The 22,208-nt window shown below is 71.5% G+C and carries 21 protein-coding genes; 4 read left to right on the forward strand and 17 right to left on the reverse strand.

The genetic code is table 11. The annotated features are described in order from the left end of the window. Positions 1-43: 43 nt before the first annotated feature. Positions 44-1,219 carry an adenosylhomocysteinase gene (locus ROT00_RS09475; RefSeq protein WP_404774311.1) on the reverse strand — a complete coding sequence of 392 codons (1,176 nt, stop codon included), beginning with the start codon at positions 1,217-1,219 and terminating at the stop codon, positions 44-46. 54 nt (positions 1,220-1,273) lie between these two features. Further along, positions 1,274-2,464, reverse strand: a complete 1,191-nt coding sequence (locus tag ROT00_RS09480; protein ID WP_404774312.1) for an MFS transporter — start codon at positions 2,462-2,464, stop codon at positions 1,274-1,276. Positions 2,465-2,543: 79 nt separating this feature from the next. On the opposite strand from ROT00_RS09480, the gene ROT00_RS09485 reads away from it, so the two are divergent. Continuing rightward, positions 2,544-2,897 (forward strand): ArsR/SmtB family transcription factor, encoded by a 354-nt coding sequence (locus tag ROT00_RS09485; protein ID WP_404774314.1) that lies wholly within the window; start codon positions 2,544-2,546, stop codon positions 2,895-2,897. Positions 2,898-2,935: 38 nt separating this feature from the next. Here ROT00_RS09485 and ROT00_RS09490 read toward each other — a convergent pair whose 3' ends face one another. Genes ROT00_RS09490 through ROT00_RS09500 form a run of 3 tightly spaced genes read right to left on the reverse strand, consistent with a single transcriptional unit; the run spans position 2,936 to position 4,436 of the window. Next, positions 2,936-3,556 carry a dihydrofolate reductase family protein gene (locus ROT00_RS09490; protein WP_404774316.1) on the reverse strand — a complete coding sequence of 207 codons (621 nt, stop codon included), beginning with the start codon at positions 3,554-3,556 and terminating at the stop codon, positions 2,936-2,938. After that, positions 3,556-4,098, reverse strand: coding sequence for an SRPBCC family protein (locus tag ROT00_RS09495; RefSeq protein ID WP_404774318.1), 543 nt, complete (start codon positions 4,096-4,098; stop codon positions 3,556-3,558). The genes ROT00_RS09490 and ROT00_RS09495 overlap by 1 nt, the downstream gene beginning before the upstream one ends. Then, entirely contained in the window at positions 4,095-4,436 is a 342-nt protein-coding gene (locus tag ROT00_RS09500) for an ArsR/SmtB family transcription factor (RefSeq protein ID WP_404774320.1), read from the reverse strand. Before ROT00_RS09500 ends, ROT00_RS09495 begins: the two co-directional genes overlap by 4 nt. A 267-nt stretch (positions 4,437-4,703) precedes the next feature. On the opposite strand from ROT00_RS09500, the gene ROT00_RS09505 reads away from it, so the two are divergent. Continuing rightward, positions 4,704-6,212: a nucleobase:cation symporter-2 family protein gene (locus ROT00_RS09505; RefSeq protein WP_404774322.1), complete on the forward strand. Its 1,509-nt coding sequence runs from the start codon at positions 4,704-4,706 to the stop codon at positions 6,210-6,212. A gap of 31 nt (positions 6,213-6,243) precedes the next feature. On the opposite strand, the gene ROT00_RS09510 is transcribed toward ROT00_RS09505, so the two are convergent. Then, positions 6,244-7,674 (reverse strand): NAD(P)H-quinone dehydrogenase, encoded by a 1,431-nt coding sequence (locus ROT00_RS09510; protein WP_404774323.1) that lies wholly within the window; start codon positions 7,672-7,674, stop codon positions 6,244-6,246. Between the two features lie 85 nt (positions 7,675-7,759). Here ROT00_RS09510 and ROT00_RS09515 point away from each other — a divergent pair, with 85 nt between their 5' ends. Further along, entirely contained in the window at positions 7,760-8,587 is an 828-nt protein-coding gene (locus ROT00_RS09515; RefSeq protein WP_404774325.1) for a purine-nucleoside phosphorylase, read from the forward strand. Between the two features lie 60 nt (positions 8,588-8,647). Then, positions 8,648-10,357 (forward strand): phospho-sugar mutase, encoded by a 1,710-nt coding sequence (locus tag ROT00_RS09520; protein WP_404774327.1) that lies wholly within the window; start codon positions 8,648-8,650, stop codon positions 10,355-10,357. A gap of 30 nt (positions 10,358-10,387) precedes the next feature. On the opposite strand, the gene ROT00_RS09525 is transcribed toward ROT00_RS09520, so the two are convergent. The 11 genes from ROT00_RS09525 to ROT00_RS09575 all read right to left on the reverse strand — a co-directional run bounded on the left by ROT00_RS09525 (position 10,388) and on the right by ROT00_RS09575 (position 22,114). Next, positions 10,388-10,672: a PTS sugar transporter subunit IIB gene (locus ROT00_RS09525; protein WP_404774329.1), complete on the reverse strand. Its 285-nt coding sequence runs from the start codon at positions 10,670-10,672 to the stop codon at positions 10,388-10,390. Beyond that, positions 10,669-11,121: a PTS sugar transporter subunit IIA gene (locus ROT00_RS09530; protein WP_404774331.1), complete on the reverse strand. Its 453-nt coding sequence runs from the start codon at positions 11,119-11,121 to the stop codon at positions 10,669-10,671. The genes ROT00_RS09525 and ROT00_RS09530 overlap by 4 nt, the downstream gene beginning before the upstream one ends. Before the next feature lie 72 nt (positions 11,122-11,193). Next, positions 11,194-12,309: an adenosine deaminase gene (locus ROT00_RS09535; RefSeq protein WP_404774332.1), complete on the reverse strand. Its 1,116-nt coding sequence runs from the start codon at positions 12,307-12,309 to the stop codon at positions 11,194-11,196. 126 nt (positions 12,310-12,435) lie between these two features. After that, positions 12,436-13,737 (reverse strand): thymidine phosphorylase, encoded by a 1,302-nt coding sequence (locus ROT00_RS09540; RefSeq protein ID WP_404774333.1) that lies wholly within the window; start codon positions 13,735-13,737, stop codon positions 12,436-12,438. 2 nt (positions 13,738-13,739) lie between these two features. After that, positions 13,740-14,186, reverse strand: coding sequence for a cytidine deaminase (locus tag ROT00_RS09545; protein ID WP_404774334.1), 447 nt, complete (start codon positions 14,184-14,186; stop codon positions 13,740-13,742). 111 nt (positions 14,187-14,297) lie between these two features. Further along, positions 14,298-15,614: an ABC transporter permease gene (locus tag ROT00_RS09550; RefSeq protein WP_404774336.1), complete on the reverse strand. Its 1,317-nt coding sequence runs from the start codon at positions 15,612-15,614 to the stop codon at positions 14,298-14,300. Next, positions 15,611-16,891, reverse strand: coding sequence for an ABC transporter permease (locus ROT00_RS09555; protein WP_404774338.1), 1,281 nt, complete (start codon positions 16,889-16,891; stop codon positions 15,611-15,613). The genes ROT00_RS09550 and ROT00_RS09555 overlap by 4 nt, the downstream gene beginning before the upstream one ends. Beyond that, positions 16,888-18,402, reverse strand: coding sequence for an ABC transporter ATP-binding protein (locus ROT00_RS09560; protein ID WP_404774340.1), 1,515 nt, complete (start codon positions 18,400-18,402; stop codon positions 16,888-16,890). Before ROT00_RS09560 ends, ROT00_RS09555 begins: the two co-directional genes overlap by 4 nt. 169 nt (positions 18,403-18,571) lie before the next feature. Then, on the reverse strand, positions 18,572-19,669 hold the full coding sequence (locus ROT00_RS09565; RefSeq protein ID WP_404774342.1) for a BMP family lipoprotein: 1,098 nt from the start codon (positions 19,667-19,669) through the stop codon (positions 18,572-18,574). Positions 19,670-19,886: 217 nt separating this feature from the next. Continuing rightward, complete coding sequence (locus tag ROT00_RS09570; RefSeq protein WP_404774343.1) at positions 19,887-20,945, reverse strand: BMP family lipoprotein; 1,059 nt, start codon at positions 20,943-20,945, stop codon at positions 19,887-19,889. 53 nt (positions 20,946-20,998) lie between these two features. Next, positions 20,999-22,114, reverse strand: a complete 1,116-nt coding sequence (locus ROT00_RS09575) for a mannose-1-phosphate guanylyltransferase (protein WP_404774345.1) — start codon at positions 22,112-22,114, stop codon at positions 20,999-21,001. Between the last annotated feature and the right edge of the window lie 94 nt (positions 22,115-22,208).

Genomic DNA, 22,208 nt, shown 5'->3' on the forward strand with positions numbered 1-22,208 from the left:
GACATCAAGCGCACTTGAGGTCAAGCCGGGTCGCGCCGGGTCCTCACCGCCACACGTCGACGAGCCGCGCGGCGAGCGCCCGATCGACGTCGGCCGGGACGGCGTGGGGGCCGGTGAACGGCGCCCGTCCCGTCGCGATCGCCGCGAGGCTCACCGCCTGCAGCGACAGGCCGAGGTCCATCGCCTGGATCGGGTTGCCGCTCGCCGCGACGAGGTTGATCATCCGGGTGCCGTGGAGCACGACGATCTCCCGTCCGTCCGGCATCCGGTACAGGGTGCGCGCCGACGGATCGCCGCCGGGCGCCGACAGCGTGCGCCGCTCGGCCGCCGCCTCGGCGAGCGCGCCGAGGTCGAGCTCGTACGGCTCGTGGCCGACGCCTGCGACGATGAGCCCGTCGGGCAGCAGCGGCAGCGACTCCACCGGCACGACATCGGGATGCCCCGTCGCGAGGAAGAGCGCCTGCGCACCCGGCAGGGTCTCCTCGAGCGAACCGACGCGGTGGCCGTGCATGATCGCCTCGAGCGCCCGGTAGGGGTCGCGGTCGACGACGCTCACCCGGGCGCCGAGCCGCTGCAGCGTGTCGGCGACGCCCTTGCCGCACGGACCGTAGCCGATGACCGTCGCCCGGATGCCGGGCAGCATCGCGTTCGTGGCGTTCATGAAGCCCTGCACGATGCTCTGACCGACGCCGAACTCGTTCTCGACGAGGAGCTTCAGCGTGCTGTCGTTGATCACGATGACGGGGAAGTCGGCGGCGACGTCGAGCTCGCGCAGCCGGCGTCCGCCCGTGGTCGTCTCCTCGGTCGCGCCGAGGAACCCGGCGCCCCGCGGGCCGCCGCGGAGCACCAGTTCGATCATCTCGCCGCCGTTGTCGAGGAGGAGGTCGGGCTCCGCCGCGACCACCCGCGCGACGTTGCGGGAGTGCTCGGCCGGGTCATCCGTCCGCTCCCCCACCACCGTGGCGCCGAGCTCGGCCAGCGCCGCGGCCGTCTCGGGGACGGTCGTGCCGAGGTTGCCGGTGATCGTCACGCGCGCGCCGACCCGGAGCAGCCACTGCACGAGCACTCCCGTCTTCGGCTCGGTGTGCAGGCAGATGCCGACGTGGCGTCCGGCGAAGGCGTCGGCGTGCTCGCGCATCGTCGCGGCGAGCACGGGCATCGAACGGGCGGCCCAGTCGAGGGCGGGGAACCCGCTCGGCGGGAGGGTGAGGTCGGTCATCGAGGCATCCTTTCCACTCCCTGGAGGCTACGTGGTCCCGCCCGCAACCTCCCCTCAGGCCGGATCGACCGGGCGGGGCGAACGCCACCGCAGCACCGCCGCGAGCGCCGCCAGCAGCACGACGACCGCGCCGTAGCCGTAGGTCGTGGCGCCGAGGGTGAGCAGCGGCGCGAGCACGCCGGCCACGACGGCCGGGACCCCGAACGCGAGGTAGGACACCGTGTAGAGCGCGGCGAAGGTCGCCGCGCGCTCATCGGGCGCCACAGCGGGGATGATCGAGCGGAGCACGCCCATGAACGCGGTGCCGAACCCGGAGCCGGCCACGAGGACGGCGGCGAAGTACGCGCCGAGGGAGTGCGAACCGAGCGCCACGAGGCTGAGCGCGGTGCCGACGGCGAGCGCCGACGCGCCGTACACGGTGATGGTCCGCGGCGAGCGCGAACGGATGAGGGCGGCCGACACCGCTCCGGACCCGGCGAGCGCCGCCACCGCGAGCCCCTGCCACAGGTGGCTGTCGCCGCCGAGCTCGCGGTGCACGATGCTCGCCCCGAGCGAGAGGAACAGGCCGCCGGTCGCCCAGCCGGCGAGCACGACGGGCGCGCTCTTCAGGAACAGCGGGCGCACGTGGGCCGGGATCGCCATCCTCGGCCTCAGGGAGCCGAGCCAGCCCGCGTGCCGCGGAGACGTCTCCGGCGCGGTCCAGACGAGCCCGGCGAGCGCGAGATAGGCGAGGGTGAGCGGCAGGAAGACCGCGGTGAGCGGGTCGCTCGCGAGATCGAGCACGGCGCCGGCGGCGACCGCACCGACGGCGAGGCCGGCCATCGGCGCCACGGCGTTCCAGAGCGCGGCGGCGCCGGGCCGATTCGCGGGTTCCAGGTCGGCGATGCTCGCCGACAGGGCCGAGAGCAGGATGCCGCTCGCCGCGCCCTGCACGGCGCGGGCGGCGAACAGCGTCCCCGTGGCATCCGCGTGCCAGAACAGCAGCACGCTGAGCGCGAGCAGCAGGAACCCGGCGCTCGTCACCGGGCGGCGACCGAGGTGGTCGGAGAGCGACCCCGTCGTGAGGAGCGCAGCGAGGAGGGTGATCGCGTAGACGGCGAAGACCGCGGTGATCGTGCCGGAGTCGATGCCGAGCTCCTCCTGCAGCACCGGGTAGAAGGGCGACGGGGCGCTCGCCCCAGCCATCATCGCGGTGACGCCGGCGACGCCGAGGACGAAGCCGGGTCCGGTGGATCGCGTGCGCATCGGCATCCCATCTGTTCCAATTCTTTCGAACGATGAGACCCTACTCGCCTTTCCTCGATGATTCAACTATTCTCGAACCATGCGCGCCCCGGTCGAGCTCCCCCACCCCGAGCGGGACGAGATCTCCCTGACCGGGGTGCTGTTCGCCCTGAGCGACCCGGAGCGCTTGGCCATCGCGCAGCAGCTCCGCGACGGCCCGCTCGACATGGCCGCCTGCCATCCGAGCGACCCCAACGTGCCGAAGTCGACGAAGTCGCACCTCATGAAGGTGCTGCGCGAGGCGGGCGTCATCCGTAACGAGCCGAACGGGCGGGGCCGGTTGCTCACGCTCCGCCGCGACGACCTCGACGCCCGCTTCCCGGGCCTCCTCGACACCATCGTCGACGCGGCGGAACGGCCCGAGGCGTCCGGGCCGGACACGACCGGGAGCTAGGGCGCGCCCGGGGCTCGCAGGCCGGACGCGCCCAGAAATCACCCGCGCCGGACCGCGTAGCGGAGGTGCGTCGTGTGCGGCGACGGCTCCACTCCGATCTGCTCCACCCCGACGCCGGCCGCGTCGATGCGATCGAAGAGGCGCACGCCGGTGCCGAAGAACACCGGCGAGACCGCCAGATGGAACTCGTCGACGAGTCCGGCGTTCAGCGCCTGCACGATGACGTCCGCCCCGCCCGCGACCCGGACATCACGCGGGCCCGCGGCCGCTCGCGCCTGCGCGACGGCGGACTCGACGCCGTCGGTCACGAAGAAGAAGGTGGTGCCGCCGTCCCGCACCCAGGGCTCGCGCGGCGAGTGCGTCACCACGAAGACCGGCGTGTGGAACGGCGGGTCCGCCGGCCACATCTCCTCCCCCGCATCGAACATCCGCCGGCCCATCACGCTGGCGCCGGTGCGCTCGAAGGTGTCGCGGACGATCTCGTTGTCGCGCCCCTCCTCCCCGCCGGTGCCGAGCTTGAGGTTCTCGCGGAAGTGCTTCTGGCGGAAGACCCACTGCTGCAGCTGCATCCACTGCCGCCCCATGAGCTCGTCCGGCGAGTCGGGCGCGAGATAGCCGTCGAGCGACACCGAGACGCTGAAGAACACGGTGCCGGCCATCAGCGCACCTCCTCGCTCCGCGCGGACGCCTCGACGTAGGCGGCCAGTTCGGCGAGCGTCTGCCGGCCGCCCTCGATCGCCCCGTGCCGTTCGATGGCGGCATCCCGAAGCGCCGCGGTCGGGAACACCGTCAGCATGCGCACCAGGGTCGCATCGCCGTCGGCCTCGAAGCTCAGCACGGACTCGAAGGCCTCCGGGTCGTCGCGACGCTCCCCGTGCAGCATCGCGATCCGCTCCGGCCGCGCGATCGCGGTCCAGGTGATCCACTCGGGGTACTTCGTGCCGTCGGGCCCGTGCATCACGAAGTCCCAGACGCCGCCCTCGCGGAAGTCGAACTCCCGCGTCGTGGTGGTGAAGCCGTGCGGCCCCCACCACTGCGACAGGTGCCGCACCTCGGTGAACGCCTCGAAGACGCGGTCCCGAGGGGCGTGGATCACCCGCGTGATCAGGATCTCCCGATTCGCAGTCGCTGACTCCGTCGATCCGACCGACTCCGTCGGCCCGGCCGACTCCGTCGCGGTCGTCGCCTCGTCGTTCGTCATTCCGTGCTCCCATCCTGTTCGAGTCCCTGCACGTACGCGTCGAGCCGGTCGAAGCTCTCGTTCCAGAACCGCTCGAAGCCGCCGGCCCACTCGTGCACCGGCCGCAGCCCGCCGGCGTCGAGCGCGTACACCCGCCGCTTGCCCTCGCGGCGGTCGTGCACGAGCCCGACCTCGCGGAGCACGCGGAGGTGCTTCGACGCGCCGGGTTGCGTCATGCCGAGCTCCTCGGCGATCGCCGTCGCCGGACGTTCGCCGGCGCGGAGGAGCATCAGGATGTCTCGCCGCTGCGGTTCGGCGATCGCGTTGAAGACGTCGGAGGTCGTCGCTGCTCGGGCCATGGCCACATCATATTCCTATATGGGCAAATGATACAACCAGGCGATCCGCCGTGGACGGCCGGCGCACGCCGACCCCCTTGACAGCCGGCCACGGCAATGCTTCACTCTTCTCACTCATCGGAATCGGTTTTCCGAATCACGAAACCGATTCCCCGGCAAGGTCGCCGGCGCCACGTCGGTGCACCTCGCCACCTCGCCCGTTCCCCACACGGGCCCGGTGAAGACACATGCGAAACCGCATCAACCGCAACCGACAGCAGAGGAACCATGGGACGCACACGAGCCACCGCGGCGAACACCCCGACCAGGCCGGAGGACGCGAAGCTCGGCCTCGGCCCGAGCTTCGCCTACGGACTGCAGCACGTGCTCACGATGTACGGCGGGATCATCGCCCCGCCGCTCGTCATCGGGCAGGCGGCCGGCCTGAGTCAGCTCGAGATCGGGGTGCTGATCGCGAGCGCCCTCTTCATCGGCGGCCTCGCGACGCTCCTGCAGACCATCGGCATCCCCTTCTTCGGCTCCCAGCTGCCGCTCGTGCAGGGCGTCTCCTTCGCCGGCGTCGCCACGATGCTCGCCATCCTCTCCGGCGGCGGCGGGCTCCCGGCGGTCTTCGGCGCCATCCTCGCCTCCGCCGTCATCGGCGTCATCATCGCGCCGTTCTTCGCGATGATCGTGAAGTTCTTCCCGCCGGTCGTGACCGGCGTCGTCATCACCTCGATCGGCCTGACGCTCATCCCCGTCGCCGGCACCTGGGCGATGGGCGGTGCCGGCGCGCCCGACTTCGGCGACCCGGCGAACCTCGGCCTCGCCGGGGTGGCGCTGCTCATCATGGTGCTGCTCACGAAGTTCGGCACGCCCGCACTCGCCCGCCTCGCCATCCTCATCTCGCTCGTGCTCGCGACCGTCGTCGCCGCCTGCTTCGGCCGCGTCGATTTCGCGGGCGCGCTCGAGGGGCCGATCTTCGCGCTGCCGATGCCGTTCCAGTTCGGTCTCCCCACCTTCGAGCCGGCCGCGATCATCTCCATGCTCATCGTCGTGCTCGTGACCTTCACGGAGACGACCGCCGACATCCTCGCGGTCGGCGAGGTGGTCGGCACGAAGGTCGACTCCAAGCGGATCGCCGCCGGCCTCCGCGCCGACATGCTCTCGAGCGCCGTCTCGCCGGTCTTCAACTCCTTCACGCAGAGCGCCTTCGCCCAGAACGTCGGGCTCGTCGCGATCACCAAGGTGAAGAGCCGCTACGTTGTCGCCGCCGGCGGCGTCGTGCTCGTGCTCCTCGGCGTGCTGCCGGTGCTCGGGCGGATCGTCGCCGCCATCCCCACCCCCGTCCTCGGCGGCGTCGGCGTGGCCCTGTTCGGCACGGTCGCGGCGAGCGGCATCGCGACGCTCTCGAAGGTCGACTACCGGAACAACCTGAACCTCATCATCGTCGCGATCTCGCTCGCCTTCGGAATGCTGCCGGTCGTGCTGCCGGCGATCTACGACGCGTTCCCGACCTGGTTCCAGATCATCTTCCACTCGGGCATCAGCTCGGCGACGATCATGGCGGTGCTGCTCAACGTGCTCTTCAACCACGTGGTGCGCCGCTCGAACTCGCGCGGCGACCGCTCGACGTTCGTCGCGGCGCCGACGCGTCTGGTCCCGGAGGAGGCGCTCGCGGCGCTCGAGGAGGGCGACTACTACGTCGGCGGCAAGCTCATCGACAAGGATGGCGGCGAGGTTCGGATCGTGCCGACCGGCTCCATCCCCGCCGTCGACCCCGACGCCCGCCCCTGACCGCCGGCGCGGCCCGGGTCAGCGAACGGCGTCAGCGCACGACGTGCATGGCGCGGGCCGCGTCGGTGAGCGAGCCCGAGAGCGAGGGGTAGACGGGGAACGCCTCGGCGAACTGGTCGACCGTGAGCCGGTGCTCCACGGCGAGCGCGAGCGGGAAGATCAGCTCCGAGGCCTTCGGGGCGACGATGACGCCGCCGATGATCGCGCCGGAGCCGGCCGAGGCGAAGAGCTTCACGAAGCCGTCGCGGATGCCCATCATCTTCGCGCGCGGGTTCGAGGCGAGCGGCAGCTTGTAGACCGTGCCGGGCACGACGCCCTCCTCGATCTCCTTCTGCGTCCAGCCGACGGTCGCGATCTCGGGCTGGGTGAAGATGTTCGAGGTGATGTTGCGGTTCTCGGGCGGGTTCACGACGTCGCCCATCGCGTGGAACACGGCCGTGCGGCCCTGCATCGACGCGACGGAGGCGAGCGGCAGGAACGTCGTGCAGTCGCCGGCGGCGTAGATGTTCGGCATCGAGGTGCGGGCGACCCGGTTCACCCGGATGTGCCCCGACTCGGTGAGCTGGACGCCGGCCTCCTCGAGCCCGATGCCGGAGGTGTTCGGCACCGAGCCGACCGCCATCAGGCAGTGCGAGCCGCGTACCTCGCGGCCGTCGGTGAGGGTCGCGACGACGGAGTCGCCGTCGCGCACCACGGACTCGGCGCGCGACTTGTTCATGACCTTCATGCCGTTGCGCTTGAAGACCTTCTCGATGACGGCGGCGGCGTCGGCGTCCTCGCCGGGCAGCACCTGGTCGCGGCTCGAGATGAGCGTGACCTTGGCTCCGAGCGCCCGGTACGCGGAGGCGAACTCGGCGCCGGTGACGCCGGAGCCGACGACGATCAGGTGCTCGGGGATCTGCTGCAGGTGGTAGAGCTGCGTCCACGTGAGGATGCGCTCGCCGTCGGGCACCGCGGTGGGCAGCACGCGGGGCGTCGCCCCCACCGAGATGACGAGGGTGTCGGCCTCGATGCGGTCGAAGTCGGTGCCGCCCTTCGAGGTCGAGACGATGACCGCGTTCGCGCCGTCGAGGCGCCCCTCGCCCTGCACGAGGTGGACACCCGCCTCGATGAGGTTCGAGCGCATGTCCTCCGACTGCTGGGCGGCGAGGCCGAGCAGGCGCTTGTTCACGGCGGCGAGGTTGATCGCGACCTGCGGCTTCACCGCCTTCTCGGACTCGCCCTTGGCGTAGAACTGCACACCGAGGTCGGCGGCTTCCTTCACGGCGTTCGAGGCCTCGGCGGTCGCGATGAGCGACTTCGACGGCACGACGTCGGTGAGCACCGCCGAGCCGCCGACTCCGGCCCGTTCGATCAGCGTCACTTCGGCGCCGAGCTGCGCGGCGGCGAGCGCCGCCTCGTACCCTCCGGGACCGCCGCCGAGGACAGCGATTCTCTGGGTGCGCTCGAATTCATAGGCCATGCTCAATATTCTGTCGCAGTGGCCGAAAGGGCAGCAAACGAGCAGGCGGCTGCCACGGCCCTCCCGTGCTGATTAGCATGGTGGGATGACCGAGCAGAACCCCCTCGACGACCCCGCCGCCGACCCCTTCGTGGTGGCCCAGCAGGCGGCCGACCGCATCGCCGAGCTCACCGGGGTCGCCCGGCACGACCTCGCCCTCACCCTCGGCTCCGGCTGGGGCAAGGCGGCCGAGATCATCGGCGAGACGACGCACACGATTCCGGCGACCGAGGTCCCCGGCTTCTCGAAGCCCGCGCTCGAGGGGCACGTGGGCACCCTCCGCTCGGTGCTGCTGCCGAACGGCAAGCGGGCGCTCGTCATCGGCGCCCGCACGCACTACTACGAGAACCACGGCGTGCGCCGGGTCGTGCACTCGGTGCGCACCGCGGCCGCCACGGGCGCGAAGACGATGATCCTCACGAACGGCGCCGGCGGCATCAAGTCGCACTGGAAGCCGGGCACGCCCGTGCTGATCAGCGACCACATCAACCTCACCGCCGACTCGCCGCTCGAGGGCGCGACGTTCATCGACCTCACCGACCTGTACTCGCGCCGGCTGCGCGAGCTGGCCAGGTCGATCTCGCCCGAGCTCGACGAGGGCGTCTACTGCCAGTTCCGCGGGCCGCACTACGAGACGCCGGCCGAGGTGCAGATGGCGAAGACCATCGGCGGCCACATCGTCGGCATGTCGACCGCGCTCGAGGCGATCGCCGCGCGCCAGTCGGGCATGGAGGTGCTCGGCATGAGCCTCATCACGAACCTCGCCGCCGGCATCCAGACCACCCCGCTCAGCCACGAGGAGGTCATCGAGGCCGGCCGTGAGGCCGAGCCCGTGATCTCGAAGCTCCTCGCCGAGATCGTCGCCGCGATCTGAGCCCAGCGCCGCCCTGCTGGCGGCCCCCGGCGTTCCCGCCGCCCCCGAAAGGACCATCGGATGCCCGAGCAGCACCACTCCGACGACGCCCGCGTCGCCCTCGCCGAGGCCTGGCTCGCCCAGGACCCCGATCCGGAGACGCGGGAGGAGCTCACCGGCATCCTCGCCGCCGTCCGGGCCGGCGATGCCGCCGCGGCGGCCGAGCTCGCCGACCGCTTCGACACGCGCCTCGCGTTCGGCACGGCGGGCCTGCGCGGCGCGATCGCCGCGGGCCCCAACCGGATGAACCGGGTGCTCGTGTCGCAGGCGGCCGCCGGGCTCGCCGCGTACCTCCTCGAGCAGGCGGCGCCCGGCGAGACACCCTCGGTCGTGATCGGCTACGACGGCCGCAAGAACTCGGCCGTGTTCGCGACGGACTCGGCGGAGATCATGGCGGGCGCCGGCGTCCGGGCCGTGCTGCTGCCGAGGCTGCTGCCGACGCCCGTCACGGCGTTCGCCGTGCGGCACCTGGGCGTCAGCGCCGGCGTCATGGTGACGGCGAGCCACAACCCGCCGAACGACAACGGGTACAAGGTGTACCTCGGCGGCGAGCACGGCGGATCGCAGATCGTCTCCCCCGCCGACGCCGAGATCGCCACGCACATCCTGCGCGTCGCCGAGACCGCGCTGGTGCCCGAGCTGCCCCGCGGCGAGTACACCACGGCCGACGAGTCGGTGGTCGCGGCCTACGTCGCCGAGACGGCCGCCGCGGCGGGCGGCGCGCCCGCCGCGCAGCCGAAGGTCGCCTATACGGCGATGCACGGCGTCGGCTGGGAGACGACGGCGAAGGTGCTCGCGGCCGCGGGCTTCGACGAGCCCGTGCTCGTCGCCGCGCAGATCGAGCCCGACGCGGCGTTCCCGACGGTGGCGTTCCCGAATCCCGAGGAGCCGGGCGCGATGGATCTCGCGTTCGCCACGGCTCGTGAGTCGGGTGCGGAGCTCATCGTCGCGAACGACCCCGACGCCGACCGGCTCGCGATCGCGATCCCCGATGGCATTGCAGCAGATGGGTACCGCCGGCTCACCGGCAACGAGGTGGGGCTCCTGCTCGGCTGGCAGGCCGCGGAGCGCGCGGTCGCGGCCGCGACGGGCGACGGCGGGCCCGAGGGCACCCTCGCGTGCTCGATCGTCTCCTCCCCCGGCCTCGAGACGGTGGCCCGCCACCACGGCCTGGAGTTCCGCGCGACTCTCACGGGGTTCAAGTGGATCTCCCGCGCACCGAACCTCGTGTTCGGCTTCGAGGAGGCGCTCGGCTACCTGGTGAACCCCGGCACGGTGCGCGACAAGGACGGCATCTCCGCCGCCGTCGCGTTCCTCGCGCTCGCGGCGGAGCTGAAGGCCGCAGGCCGCACCGTCGCCGACCATCTCGACGACTTCGTCGAGCGCTTCGGCTGCTTCGCGTCAGCCCAGGTCTCGATCCGGGTCACCGACCTCGCCCGCATCGGCGAGGTGATGGCGCGGCTCCGCGCGAACCCGCCGGCGGAGGTCGGCGGCATCCGCGTCGAGCGCATCGAGGACCTCGCGGAGGGCGGCGAGCTGCCCCCCTCGGACGTGCTGCGCATCCTGCTCGAGGGCGGCGGCCGGGTCATGGTCCGCCCGAGCGGCACCGAGCCGAAGCTCAAGGTCTACATCGACGCCGTCTCCGACGAGGGCACCGTCGCCGAGCGCCGCGCAGCAGCGACGGCCGCGGCGGCCGCGCTCGAGGCGGGCATGCGCGAGCTCGTCGCCTGAGGCCCGTCCTGACTGGTGGCGCGGACCGGCTCAGCCGAGCGAGCGCTCCAGCAGCACGGACAGCTCGTCGAGGTCGAGGAAGTTCCGCACCTCGACGATCTCCGCGAAGTTGCGGCCGATCGCGCGGCGCACGGCCGGCGCGAGCTCGGTGGAGGTGAGGATCACCTGCGCGTCCGCCGCAGCGACGGCGACGCCGTCGAGGTCGCTCGCGCCGACCTCGGCCTCGATGCCGAGGCGCTCGAGCACGCGCTCCGCGTTGACCTTCAGGATGGCGGAGGTGCCGATGCCGGCGCCGCACACCGCCACGATCCTCATCGTCCGTCCCCCATGCCGAGGATGGCGCGCACCTCGGCGGCGCTCGTCGCCGCGGCGACCCGCTCGACGGCCGCCGGGTCGTTGAAGGCGTTCGCGAGCGCGGCGACGCTCGCGACGTGCTCCTCCGCGTTCGCGACGGCGAGCCCGAGCACGACGCGCACGGGGTCGTTGTGCGGGTGCCCGAACGCGACGGGCTCGGCGAGGGTCACCACGGCGAGCCCCTCCCGCAGCACGTCCGGCCCCGGACGCGCGTGGGCGAGGGCGAGGCCGGGGGCGATGACGACGTAGGCGCCGAACTCGTCGATGACCGAGATCATCCGCTCGGAGTACTCGATGCGCACCGCTCCGGCGCGGGTCAGGGCGCGCCCGGCCTCGCGGACGGCGGCGCGCCAGTCCGCGGCGTGCGCGCCGAGCGCGACGGCCTCGTCGGGAAGCGGAGGGAGGGTCACTGGCGGTTCCGTTTCACGGCCCGGTGCGTTCGTGGCGCACGGGGCGGGTTGCGACGGGGTCGTCGCGGCCGGTCAGGCCTCGTCGAACCCGTCTTCGATCAGCTCGGCGAGCTCTTCGCGGTCGTCGAGCGGCAGGAAGGCGGCGGCCGCCGCGTTCAGCTGGAAGGCCTCGAGGTCGTCGAGGTCGTAGCCGAACGCGTCGGACAGCAGGGCGAGCTCGCGCGTGAGCGAGGTGCCCGACTGCAGCCGGTTGTCGGTGTTCACGGTGACCCGGAAGCCGAGCTGGTACAGGAGGTCGAAGGGGTGGTCGACGAGCTCGTCGCCCCACGCCGCGATCGCCCCGGTCTGCAGGTTCGACGAGGGGCTCGTCTCGAGGGCGATCTCGCGGTCGCGCACCCACTGGGCGAGCTGGCCGAGCGAGACGTAGGTGTTCTCGTCGTCCTGGCGCTCGATCACGAGGTCTTCGGCGAGCCGCACGCCGTGGCCGAGGCGCAGGGCCCGGCCGTCGACGAGGGCGCTGCGGATGGAGTCGAGGCCGTCGGCCTCGCCCGCGTGCACCGTGACGGGCAGGAACTGCCCGGCGAGGTAGTCGAAGGCGGTGCGGTGCCGGCTCGGCAGGAAGCCCGCCTCGGCGCCGGCGATGTCGAAGCCGACGACGCCGCGCTCGCGGTGGCGGACCGCCAGTTCCGCGATCTCGAGGCCGCGGTCGGCGTGCCGCATCGCGGTCACGAGCTGGCCGATGCGGATGCCCCGGCCCTGGTGCCTGGCGTCGTCGATGCCCTGCTCGATGCCGGCCTGCACGGCCTCGACCGCCTCGTCGAGGCTGAGGCCCCGGGTGAGGTGCTGCTCGGGCGCCCAGCGGAGCTCGCCGTAGATGACGCCGTCGGCGGCCAGGTCCTGCACGGACTCGCGAGCGACGCGGCTGAGCCCCTCGCGGGTCTGCATGACGGCGGTCGTGAGCTCGAAGGTCTTCAGGTACTCGACGAGCGAGCCGGAGTTCGACTGCGTGGAGAACCACTCGGCGAGGCCGGCCTCGTCGGCGGCGGGCACGTCGAGGTCGATCTCCTCGGCGAGCTCGATGAGGGTCTGCGGGCGCAGGCCCCCGTCGAGATGATCGTGCAGGCTGACCTTGGGCAGGCTCCGCAGCTCGATGCCGTCGCCCTCGAGGCGGTACTCAGTCGTGTCCACGAGTCAACGATAGCCGGTCGCGCCCCGGGAGCATCGGCCGAATACGGCGAACGTCGCGCCGCGGCAGCCACGTGGGTGCGAGGATGCCGCGCGCGACGTTCGTGCGTCGCCGACCGCCGCGAGGGCTCAGCGGCCGATCCGGTCGGCGATCAGCGGGCCGCCGTCCTGCACGGGCTCCCCCGCGTCGCCGATGCGCCAGGCGCCCTCGACGGCCTCGAGCGCCCGGGCGAAGCGCTCGGGCTCGTCGGCGGAGAGCGTGAACAGCGGCTGGCCCGCGCGCACCTCGTCGCCCGGCTTCGCGTGCAGCTCGATGCCGGCGGCGTGCTGCACCGGGTCCTGCTTGCGGGCGCGGCCCGCGCCGAGGCGCCAGGCGGCGATGCCGAACGGGAGCGCGTGCTGCTCGACGAGCACGCCGTCGCGGTCGGCCGTGACGACGTGGTGCTCGCGGGCGACGGGCAGTTCGGCATCCGGGTCGCCGCCCTGCGCCTGGATGGCGCGCCGCCAGGTGTCCATGGCGCGCCCGTCGTCGAGCGCCGCCTCGACGTCCTCGCCGTCTCGGCCGGCGAGCGCGAGCATCTCCCGGGCGAGCGCGATCGTCAGCTCCCGCACATCGGCGGGTCCGCCGCCGGCGAGCACCTCGACGGACTCGCGGACCTCGTTCGCGTTGCCGATCGTGCGGCCGAGCGGCACGTTCATGTTCGTGAGGAGGGCGCTCGTCGCGACGCCCGCGTCCTCGCCGAGCTCGACCATGGTGCGGGCGAGCTCGCGCGAGCGCTCGATGTCCTGCAGGAACGCGCCGGAGCCGAACTTCACGTCGAGCACGAGCGCGCTCGTGCCCTCCGCGATCTTCTTCGACATGATCGAGGAGGCGATGAGCGGGATCGCCTCGACGGTGCCGGTGATGTCGCGGAGCGCGTAGAGCTTCTTGTCGGCGGGGGCGAGGCCCGCGCCCGCGGCGCAGATGACGCCGCCGACGTCGCGGAGCTGGGCGAACATCTCGTCGTTCGAGATCTCCGCACGCCAGCCCGGGATGGACTCGAGCTTGTCGAGCGTGCCGCCCGTGTGCCCGAGCCCGCGGCCGGACAGCTGCGGCACGGCCACCCCGAAGGTCGCCACGAGGGGCATGAGCGGCAGGGTGATCTTGTCGCCGACGCCGCCGGTGGAGTGCTTGTCGCTCGTGGGCTTGCCGAGTCCCGAGAAGTCCATCCGCTCCCCCGAGGCGATCATCGCCATCGTGAGGTCGCGGATCTCGCGACGGCTCATCCCGTTCAGGAAGATCGCCATGGTCATCGCCGACATCTGCTCGTCGGCGACGTAGCCCCGCGTGTACGCCTCGACGAGCCAGTCGATCTCGGCGGTCGTGAGCTCGCGGCGGTCGCGCTTCGCGCGGATCAGATCGACGGCGTCGAAGGCCTCGACTCCGGCCATGGTCACTCTCCCTTGCTGGGGCCGGCGGACTCGTCCGCCTGGCCGCGGTAGACGGCGAGCGTGCGGGGGCCGAAGGCGTCCGGCAGCACCTCGTCGATGGTCTTGAAGCCGGAGACGGTGTCGAGCACCATCCCCTCCGCCGAGTGCTCGAAGAGCAGCTGGCGGCAGCGCCCGCACGGCATGAGCGTCTCGCCGTGCCCGTCGACGCACGCGAAGGCGACGAGCTTGCCGCCGCCCGACATCACGAGCGCGGACACGAGCGAGCACTCCGCGCAGAGCGTCACGCCGTAGGAGGCGTTCTCGACGTTGCAGCCCGAGACGACCCGGCCGTCGTCGACGATCGCCGCCGCACCGACCGGGTACTCCGAGTACGGCACGTACGCCTTCGCCATCGCGTCCCGGGCGCGCTCCCGCAGGAGCTCCCAGTCGATCTCGTCGCTTCGGGTCATGGTGTTCCCCTTTCCGGGCGCTGGTGGACGGGCTGGTGGCGGATGCGGCGGTCGGATGGAACGCCGGAGGCCCCGGGCGGACTGGCCGCTCGAGGCCTCCGGACGCGTCGCCTAGGACTTTATGTAGGGTTTGCCCGCTGCGGCCGGCCCGCGGACCTTCCCGACGAGGCCGGCGACGGCGATGATCGTGACGAGGTAGGGCAGCATCAGCATGAACTCGCTCGGCACCGGCGAGCCGATGACCGACAGGGTGTTCTGCAGGTTCGACGCGAAGCCGAACAGCAGCGCCGCGAGCGTCGCCCGGATCGGATCCCAGCCACCGAAGATGACCGCCGCGAGGGCGATGAAGCCGGCGCCCGCCGTCATCTCCTTGTTGAACGCGATGCCGGAGCCGATCGTGAAGAAGGTGCCGCCGAGCCCGGCGATGGTGCCGGCGAGGGCGACGTTCCAGAACCGGGTGCGGTTCACGTTGATGCCCACCGTGTCGGCCGCCTGCGGGTGCTCGCCGACCGCGCGGAGGCGGAGGCCCCAGCGCGTGTAGAAGAGCCCCACGAAGACGAGCGCGACGGCGAGGTACATCAGGTAGACGACGAGCGTCTGGCGGAACAGCACCGGCCCGATGATCGGGATCTCGCTCAGGAACGGGATCGGCAGCCTCGGGAAGCGCGGCGGCGTGTTCAGCACGGCCGCGTTCGGCGCGAGCACCTGCGAGAAGAAGAAGCTCGTGAGCCCCGTGACGAGCACGTTCAGCACGACACCGACGATGACCTGGTCGACGAAGTACTTGATCGCGAAGGCCGCGAGCACCATGCCGACGAGCGCACCGGCGATCATGGCGCCGACCACGCCGGCGAAGAGCGCGAGGATCATCGACCCGGTCGAGCTCATCACCACGGAGGCCGTGACCGCCGAGGTGAAGGCGCCCGCGAGCAGCTGCCCCTCGATGCCGATGTTGATGACGCCGACCCGCTCGCCGATGACGCCGGTGAGCGCACCGAAGATGAGCGGCACCGCGAGGCTCAGCGAGCCGTAGAGCAGATTGATCATCGGCAGCATCGCCCCGGCGCCGGCCCAGGTGAGGAAGCCGAACAGGAAGGCGATCGCGAAGACGACGATGAGCCACAGCGGCACCCGGCGCTTCTGCGTGACGAGCCACACCGCGAACCCCGTCGCGAGGGCGAGGAGCACGACGACCACCCAGAGCGCCGGCATCGCCGGAACCGAGATGTTCGCGATGATGATCGCGTCCTTGTCGGAGGCGTTCAGCCGGTAGGTGGTGTCGCCGTCGCGCGGGGCGAAGACGGCGAGCGCCAGCGCCGCCACCGTGAACACGGCGAAGGCGATGGGGGCCTTCCAGCTCGTGACGACGGTGGTGGCCAGTGCGTCGGGCTGCGGTGAGACCTGGTGGTGTTCGGTCACGGTGGTCACTTCGCCGCCACCTCCTTCGTCACGATCGGCCGGGGTCGCTTCGGACCTCGGCTCGGGTCTGGCAGGCGGAAGATCGTGCGGACGAGCGGCGGCGCCGCGATGAACAGCACGATGAGGGACTGGACGACGAGCACGATGTCGACCGGCACGCCTTCGGCGGCCTGCATCGAGTAGCCGCCGGCCTTGAACGCGCCGAAGAGGAGGCCCGCGGCGAAGATGCCCCACGGGGTCGAGCGGCCGAGGAGCGCGACCGTGATCGCGTCGAAGCCGACGCCCGCGTCGATGCCGGCCGTGAAGCCGGTCGTCACGGTGCCGAGCACCTGGTTCACGCCGGCGAGGCCGAGCAGCGCACCCGAGATGAGCATCGCGTAGACGTACACGTAGGGGACGTTGATGCCGGCGACGCGGGCGGCGTTCGGGTTCTCGCCGACCGCCCGGAAGCGGAAGCCGAGGCTCGAGCGGCTGAGGATCCACCAGACGAGCACCGTCGCGGCGACGACGATCACGAAGCCGAGGTGCAGGTTGTAGCCGTACTCCTTCAGGTTCCAGAAGATCGCCGTGTCCTTCATCGGCGGCGTCTTCGGGTTCGACGAGCCCGGCGCCTGCAGCAGCCCCGGCGTGCGCAGGAGCCACGACACCAGGTAGAAGGCGACGAAGTTCAGCATGATCGTCACGATCACCTCGTGCGCGCCGGTCTTCGCCTTGAGGAACCCGGCGATGCCGCCCCAGAGCGCGCCGCCGAGGAGGCCGCCGACGAGGGCGACCAGCATGTGCAGGCCCCACGGCAGCTCGAAGCCGAAGGCGAGCCAGCCGGCGACCGAGGCCGCGATCAGCATCTGGCCGCGGCCACCGATGTTGAACATGCCGACGCGGAACGCGAGGCCGACGCCGAGACCGCCCGCGATGAGCGGGGTCGCGAACGTCAGGGTCTCCGTCAGCGGCTTGATGCCGGCGGCGAAGGTGTCGCGGCGGAAGTTGTAGATCGAGCCCTGGAAGAGCGCCGAGTACGCGCCCGACACCGACTGCCAGATGGCGACGAAGGTGTCGCCCGGGCGGGCGAAGAAGTAGCCGGCCGCCTTCTGCACGTCCTCGTCGGTGAACGCGATCATGATCGCGCCGACGACGAGGGCGAGGAGCACGGAGAGCACCGAGATGAGCGCGTTGCCGGTGGTGATCTTCTGGAACGTCTGGTGCCAGCGGGAGGGCTCGGGCGCCTGCGCGGGCACCGTCGTGGTGTCCCGCGGCGTGGTGCTGGTCTTGGGCTGGGGCTCGCTCACGCTGCGGCTCCTTCGGGCTGTTCGCCGGCCATCATCAGGCCGAGCACGTCACGGGGGGTGGTGCCGGGCACGATGCCGACCACGCGACCGCGGTACATCACCATGATGCGGTCGGCGAGGGCGACGACCTCGTCGAGCTCCGTGGACACGACGACCACGGGGACGCCGCTGTCGCGGGTCTCCACGATCCGCTTGTGGATGAACTCGATCGAGCCGACGTCGACGCCGCGCGTGGGCTGGGCGGCGACGAGGAGGGAGAGCTCGCGGCTGAGCTCGCGCGCGAGCACGACCTTCTGCGCGTTGCCGCCGGAGAGCTGGCGGACCTGCTCGTCGATGCCCTGGGTGCGGACGTCGAACTCCTTCACCTTCTCGCGGGCGAACTCGGCGAGGGTGCCGCGCTGGATGGTGCCGGCCTTCACGAACGGCTCGCCCGAGGAGCGGTCGAGCATGAGGTTCTCGGCGATGCTGAAGGCGCCGACGAGGCCGTCCTCGTTGCGGTCCTCGGGGACGAAGCCGACGCCCGATTCGAGGATGCGCTGGACGCTCGCGGTCGTGAGCTCCTCGCCGTTCAGGCGGATGGAGCCCTGGACGCGCGGCTGCAGGCCGACGAGCGCCTCCGTGAGCTCGGTCTGGCCGTTGCCCTGCACGCCCGCGACGGCGAGGATCTCGCCCTTCCGCACCTCGAAGCTCACGTCGTTCACGACGAGCTGGCCGATGTGGTCGACGACGGTGAGGCCTTCGACGACGAGCGCCTCGTCGCCGAGCTGCGGCGGGTTCTTGTGCACCGTGAGCTCGACGGCGCGGCCCACCATGAGCGAGGCGAGCTCGGTGTTCGACGCCGTGGGCGACGCCTCGCCGACGACCTTGCCGAGCCGGATGACGGTGATGCGGTCGGCGACCTCGCGCACCTCGCGGAGCTTGTGCGTGATGAACACGATCGACGTGCCGGAGTCGCGCAGCTGGCGCATGATCTGCATCAGCTCATCGGTCTCTTGCGGCGTGAGCACGGCGGTGGGCTCGTCGAAGACGAGCACGCGCGCGTCGCGCGAGAGCGCCTTGATGATCTCCACGCGCTGCTGCACGCCGACGGGCAGTTCATCGACGAGCGCATCGGGGTCGACGTCGAACCCGAAGCGCTGGCTGATCTCGCGCACCTTCGCGCGGGCCGCGTTCAGGTCGAGGAAGACCCCGCCCTTCGTGGCCTCGTTGCCGAGCATGACGTTCTCGGCGACGGTGAAGACCGGGATGAGCATGAAGTGCTGGTGCACCATGCCGATGCCGGCGGCCATCGCGTCGCCGGGGCCGGAGAACTGCTGGACGACGTCGTCCAGCAGGATCTCGCCCTCGTCCGCCTGGTAGAGGCCGTAGAGCACGTTCATCAGCGTCGACTTGCCTGCACCGTTCTCACCGAGCAGGCAATGGATCTCGCCGGCCTCCACGGTGAGGTCGATGTGGTCGTTCGCGACCAGGCTGCCGAACCGCTTCGTGATTCCGCGAAGTTCGAGCTTCATGTCCTTGATCCTAGTGAGCGGGCAGCATCTGCAGCAGGTGCTGCGCCGATGTTGGGGCGGGACCGATGGCCCCGCTCAGATGTTGCAGCGCGTGCACCGTCGCGCGCGCCGCGGGAAAGCAGATCGGGGAGGCCGGCGTACCGACCTCCCCGATCATGGCTGCCTCGACTTAGCCGGCGAGGTAGGACTCGACCTTGACGTCACCCGAGATGATCTTCGCCTTCAGGTCGTCGAGCTCGCCCTGGAGCGAGGACGAGACCTTGGACTCGAAGTCGTGGAACGGGGCCATGCCGACGCCGTCGTTCTCCAGCGTGCCGACGTACGGGGTCGGGTCGAAGTCGCCCTTGCCCGCGGCGAGCACCGAGTCGTACGTCGCGACGTCGATGCCCTTGAGGATCGAGGTCAGGATGAGCTCGGCGACCGACGGGTCGGTCTGGGTCAGGTCGGCGTCGACGCCCACCATCGCGATGTCGCGACCCGAGTCGCGGACCGCCGCGGCACCCGACTGGTAGATCGGGCCGCCGACGGGCAGCAGCACGTCGATGTTCTGGTCGATCAGCGCCTGCGCCGTCTGGCGGGCGGTGTCGTTCGCCTCGAAGCCGCCGGTGAAGGAGCCGTCCTGCGCGGTGCGGTCCCAGCCGACGACCTTGACGGCCTTGCCCTTCTCCTTGGCGTAGTAGTCGACGCCCTGGGCGAAGCCGTCCATGAAGATCGAGACGGTCGGGAAGTTCATGCCGCCGTAGGTGCCGACGACGTTGGTCTTCGTGTAGTCGGCCGAGGCGTAGCCCGCGAGGAACGCGGCCTGGGCCGTGTCGAAGAGGATCGGCTTGATGTTCTCGGCGTCGGTCTTGCCGTCGAAGTCGTTGTCGGCCGCGTCGTCGATGATGACGTACTCGACGTCGGGGTTCGCCGTGGCGGACTCGACCGTGGCGGCCGAGAGCGCGAAGCCGACGGTGACGATCAGGTCGCAGCCCTGGTCGACGAGGCTCGTGAGGTTCGGCGCGTACTCGGTCTCGTCCTTCGACTCGACCGTCTTGATCTCGACGCCGAGCTCGTCGGCGGCCTTCGTGATGCCCTCGAAGCCGAGCTGGTTGAAGGACTTGTCGTCGAAGCCGCCCGCGTCCGAGACCATGCAGGGGAGGAAGTCGATCGCCTCGCCGCTTGCCGAGCCGCCCGCTTCGGGGGCCGAGGCGCAGCCGGCGAGCAGCGCTGCGCTGCCGAGCAGCGCGAGGCCGCCGAGGGCGGCCTTCTTGGTCGTGACCTTCACAGTGTCCTCCAAAGACGTGCGGGCCCCCGCCTTCGCGCAGGGGCTGATCGAGGTTACGTTACCGAATGTTGCGCCGGATGCCTCGGGCGCGAAGAGCCGCAGCGTCAATGGTTATCAAGACGCGACATTCTGCTCATATGAGCAGGACCCCGGCTCCCCGGGCTCGTCGAAGCAGTTGGTTCCCTTCGACGGGCTCAGGGGACCAGGAGCCGGCGGGCTAGGGGGCGCTCGGGGAGGTGATCTCGAGCTCGCCGGCGATGATCTGCTTCCGCAGCCCGTCGATCTCGGCATCCAGCTCCACGCTCACGAGCGCCGCGCGGTCGTGGTACGGCGCGATCTCGACCCCGCCGTTCTCGAGCGTGCCGATGTAGGGCTCGTTCGAGAACGAGCCGTCCTGCACCTCGCCCACGATCTGCACCATCGCGTCCTGCGTGTTCTTCAGCACGCTCGTGAGGAGCACCGGCCGGTACTGGGCGGCGAGCGTCTCGTACCCGTCGCTGTCGACCCAGATCACCGAGACGCCCTCGCGCTCGACGGCCGCCGAGGCGGCGCCCTCGCCGACCTGGCCCGCGACCGGGAGGATCACGTCGGCGCCCTGGTCGATGAAGCCCTCGGTGAGCGCCTTGCCCTTGTTGATGTCCTCGAAGTCGCCGGTGAACGCGCCGTCCTGCGCCGCCTTGTCCCAGCCGAGCAGGCGCACGGTCGCACCATGGGCCTCGTTGTACTTCGCGACGCCGTCGGCGAAGCCGTCCATGAACAGGGTCACCGGCGGCTGGTTGCCGCCGCCGAAGGTCGCGACGACCCCGGTCTTCGAGACGCCGGCGGCGAGGTAGCCGGCGAGGAACGCCGCCTGCGCGGTGTCGAAGACGACGGGCTTGATGTTCTCGCCCTCGACGGTCTCGTCGACGATCGCGAAGGCGAGGTCCGGGTTCTTGCCGGCCTGGTCGGTGGTGGCCTCGGCGAGCTCCCATCCGACCGTGACGATGAGCCCGCAGCCGCTGTCGACCGCCTGCTGCACGTTCGGGGCGAGATCGGTCTCGCCGGTCGAGACGATCGCCTCGGCCTCGATGCCGAGCTGCTCCTCGGCCCGCTGCAGGCCCTCCCAGCTCGACTGGTTGAAGGAGCGGTCCTCGAGTCCGCCGGAGTTCGTGACCATGCGCGCGCAGAGCTCGCTCTGCGTCTCGCCGGCGCCCTCCGGCGCCTGGCCGCATGCCACGAGGGCGAGGGATGCCGCGGCCAGCACGGCGCCGATTCCGATCCGTGTGCGTCGGGTCATCCGCCCGCTCCCCCATCCGCCCCGCCGTGCGGGGCCTCGTTGCCGCCGTCCGGCTAGAGCACGTCGCTCGAGCCGCCGAGCCGGAGGGCGTCGACGACGGCCTTCACCCGCTGCGCGTGCTCGCTCGTGGTGACGAGGAGCGCGTCGGGCGTGTCCACCACGACGATATCGTGCACGCCGATCAGGCTGATGACCCGCTTCGACCGGCTCACCACGATGCCGCTCGAGGCGTCGGCGAGCACGCGCGCGCCCTCGCCGAGGATCGCGAGCTCGCCGGAGCGGCCCGCGGTGTTCAGCTTCGCGAGCGAGGCGAAGTCGCCGACGTCGTCCCACTGGAAGTGCCCGCGGACGACGGCGAGGCGACCGGCCGCGGCGGCCGGCTCGGCGACCGAGTAGTCGATCGCGATCTTCTCGAGGCGCGGCCAGATCCGGTCGACGGCCGGGCCCCGCGTCGCCGGGTCGTCCCAGGCCTCGGCGAGCTCGACGAGCCCGGCGTGCAGCTCCGGCTTGTTCCGCGCGATCTCGGCGAGGAGCTGGTCGGCCCGCGCGATGAACATGCCCGCGTTCCAGAGGTGCTTCCCCCCGGACAGATAGCGCTTGGCCGTCGCGAGGTCGGGCTTCTCGACGAAGCTCGACACCGTCTCGACGTCGTCGGCGCCGGCGACCTCGAGCCGCTCCCCGCACTCGATGTAGCCGAAGCCGACGGCCGGTTCGGTGGGCGTGATGCCGATGGTCGCGATGTATCCGGCCTCCGCGGCCGCGACCGCCTGGGCGACCGCGTGCTGGAAGAGCGCGTCGCCCGAGATGACGTGGTCGGCGGCGAAGGAGCCGACGATGACGCCCGGCTCGCGGCGCTCGAGGATGGCGGCGGCGAGCCCGATGGCCGCGGTGGAGTCGCGCGGCTCGCTCTCCAGCACGATGTTCTCGTCGCCGAGCTCGGGCAGCTGCGCCTCGACGGCGGCCCGGTGCGCCCGGCCGGTCACGACCATCACGCGCTGCTCGCCCGAGAGCGGCGCCAGCCGGTCCCAGGTGTCCTTCAGCAGCGTCTGCCCCGAGCCGGTGAGGTCGTGCAGGAACTTCGGCGCGTCCGCCCGGGAGAGGGGCCAGAGGCGGGAGCCGATGCCCCCGGCGGGGATCACCGCGTAGAACCGGTCGAGCTTCGCTGACATCCGCCCAGGATAGCCGGAGCACTCGCCGGCGCGGCGATCCGCTAAGGCTCGCCTAACCCGCGCGGCGAGCGGCACGGGTCTAGACTCGGCACAG

This window comes from Agromyces mediolanus (assembly GCF_044917495.1).
In the GTDB taxonomy this organism is placed as follows: domain Bacteria; phylum Actinomycetota; class Actinomycetes; order Actinomycetales; family Microbacteriaceae; genus Agromyces; species Agromyces mediolanus_B.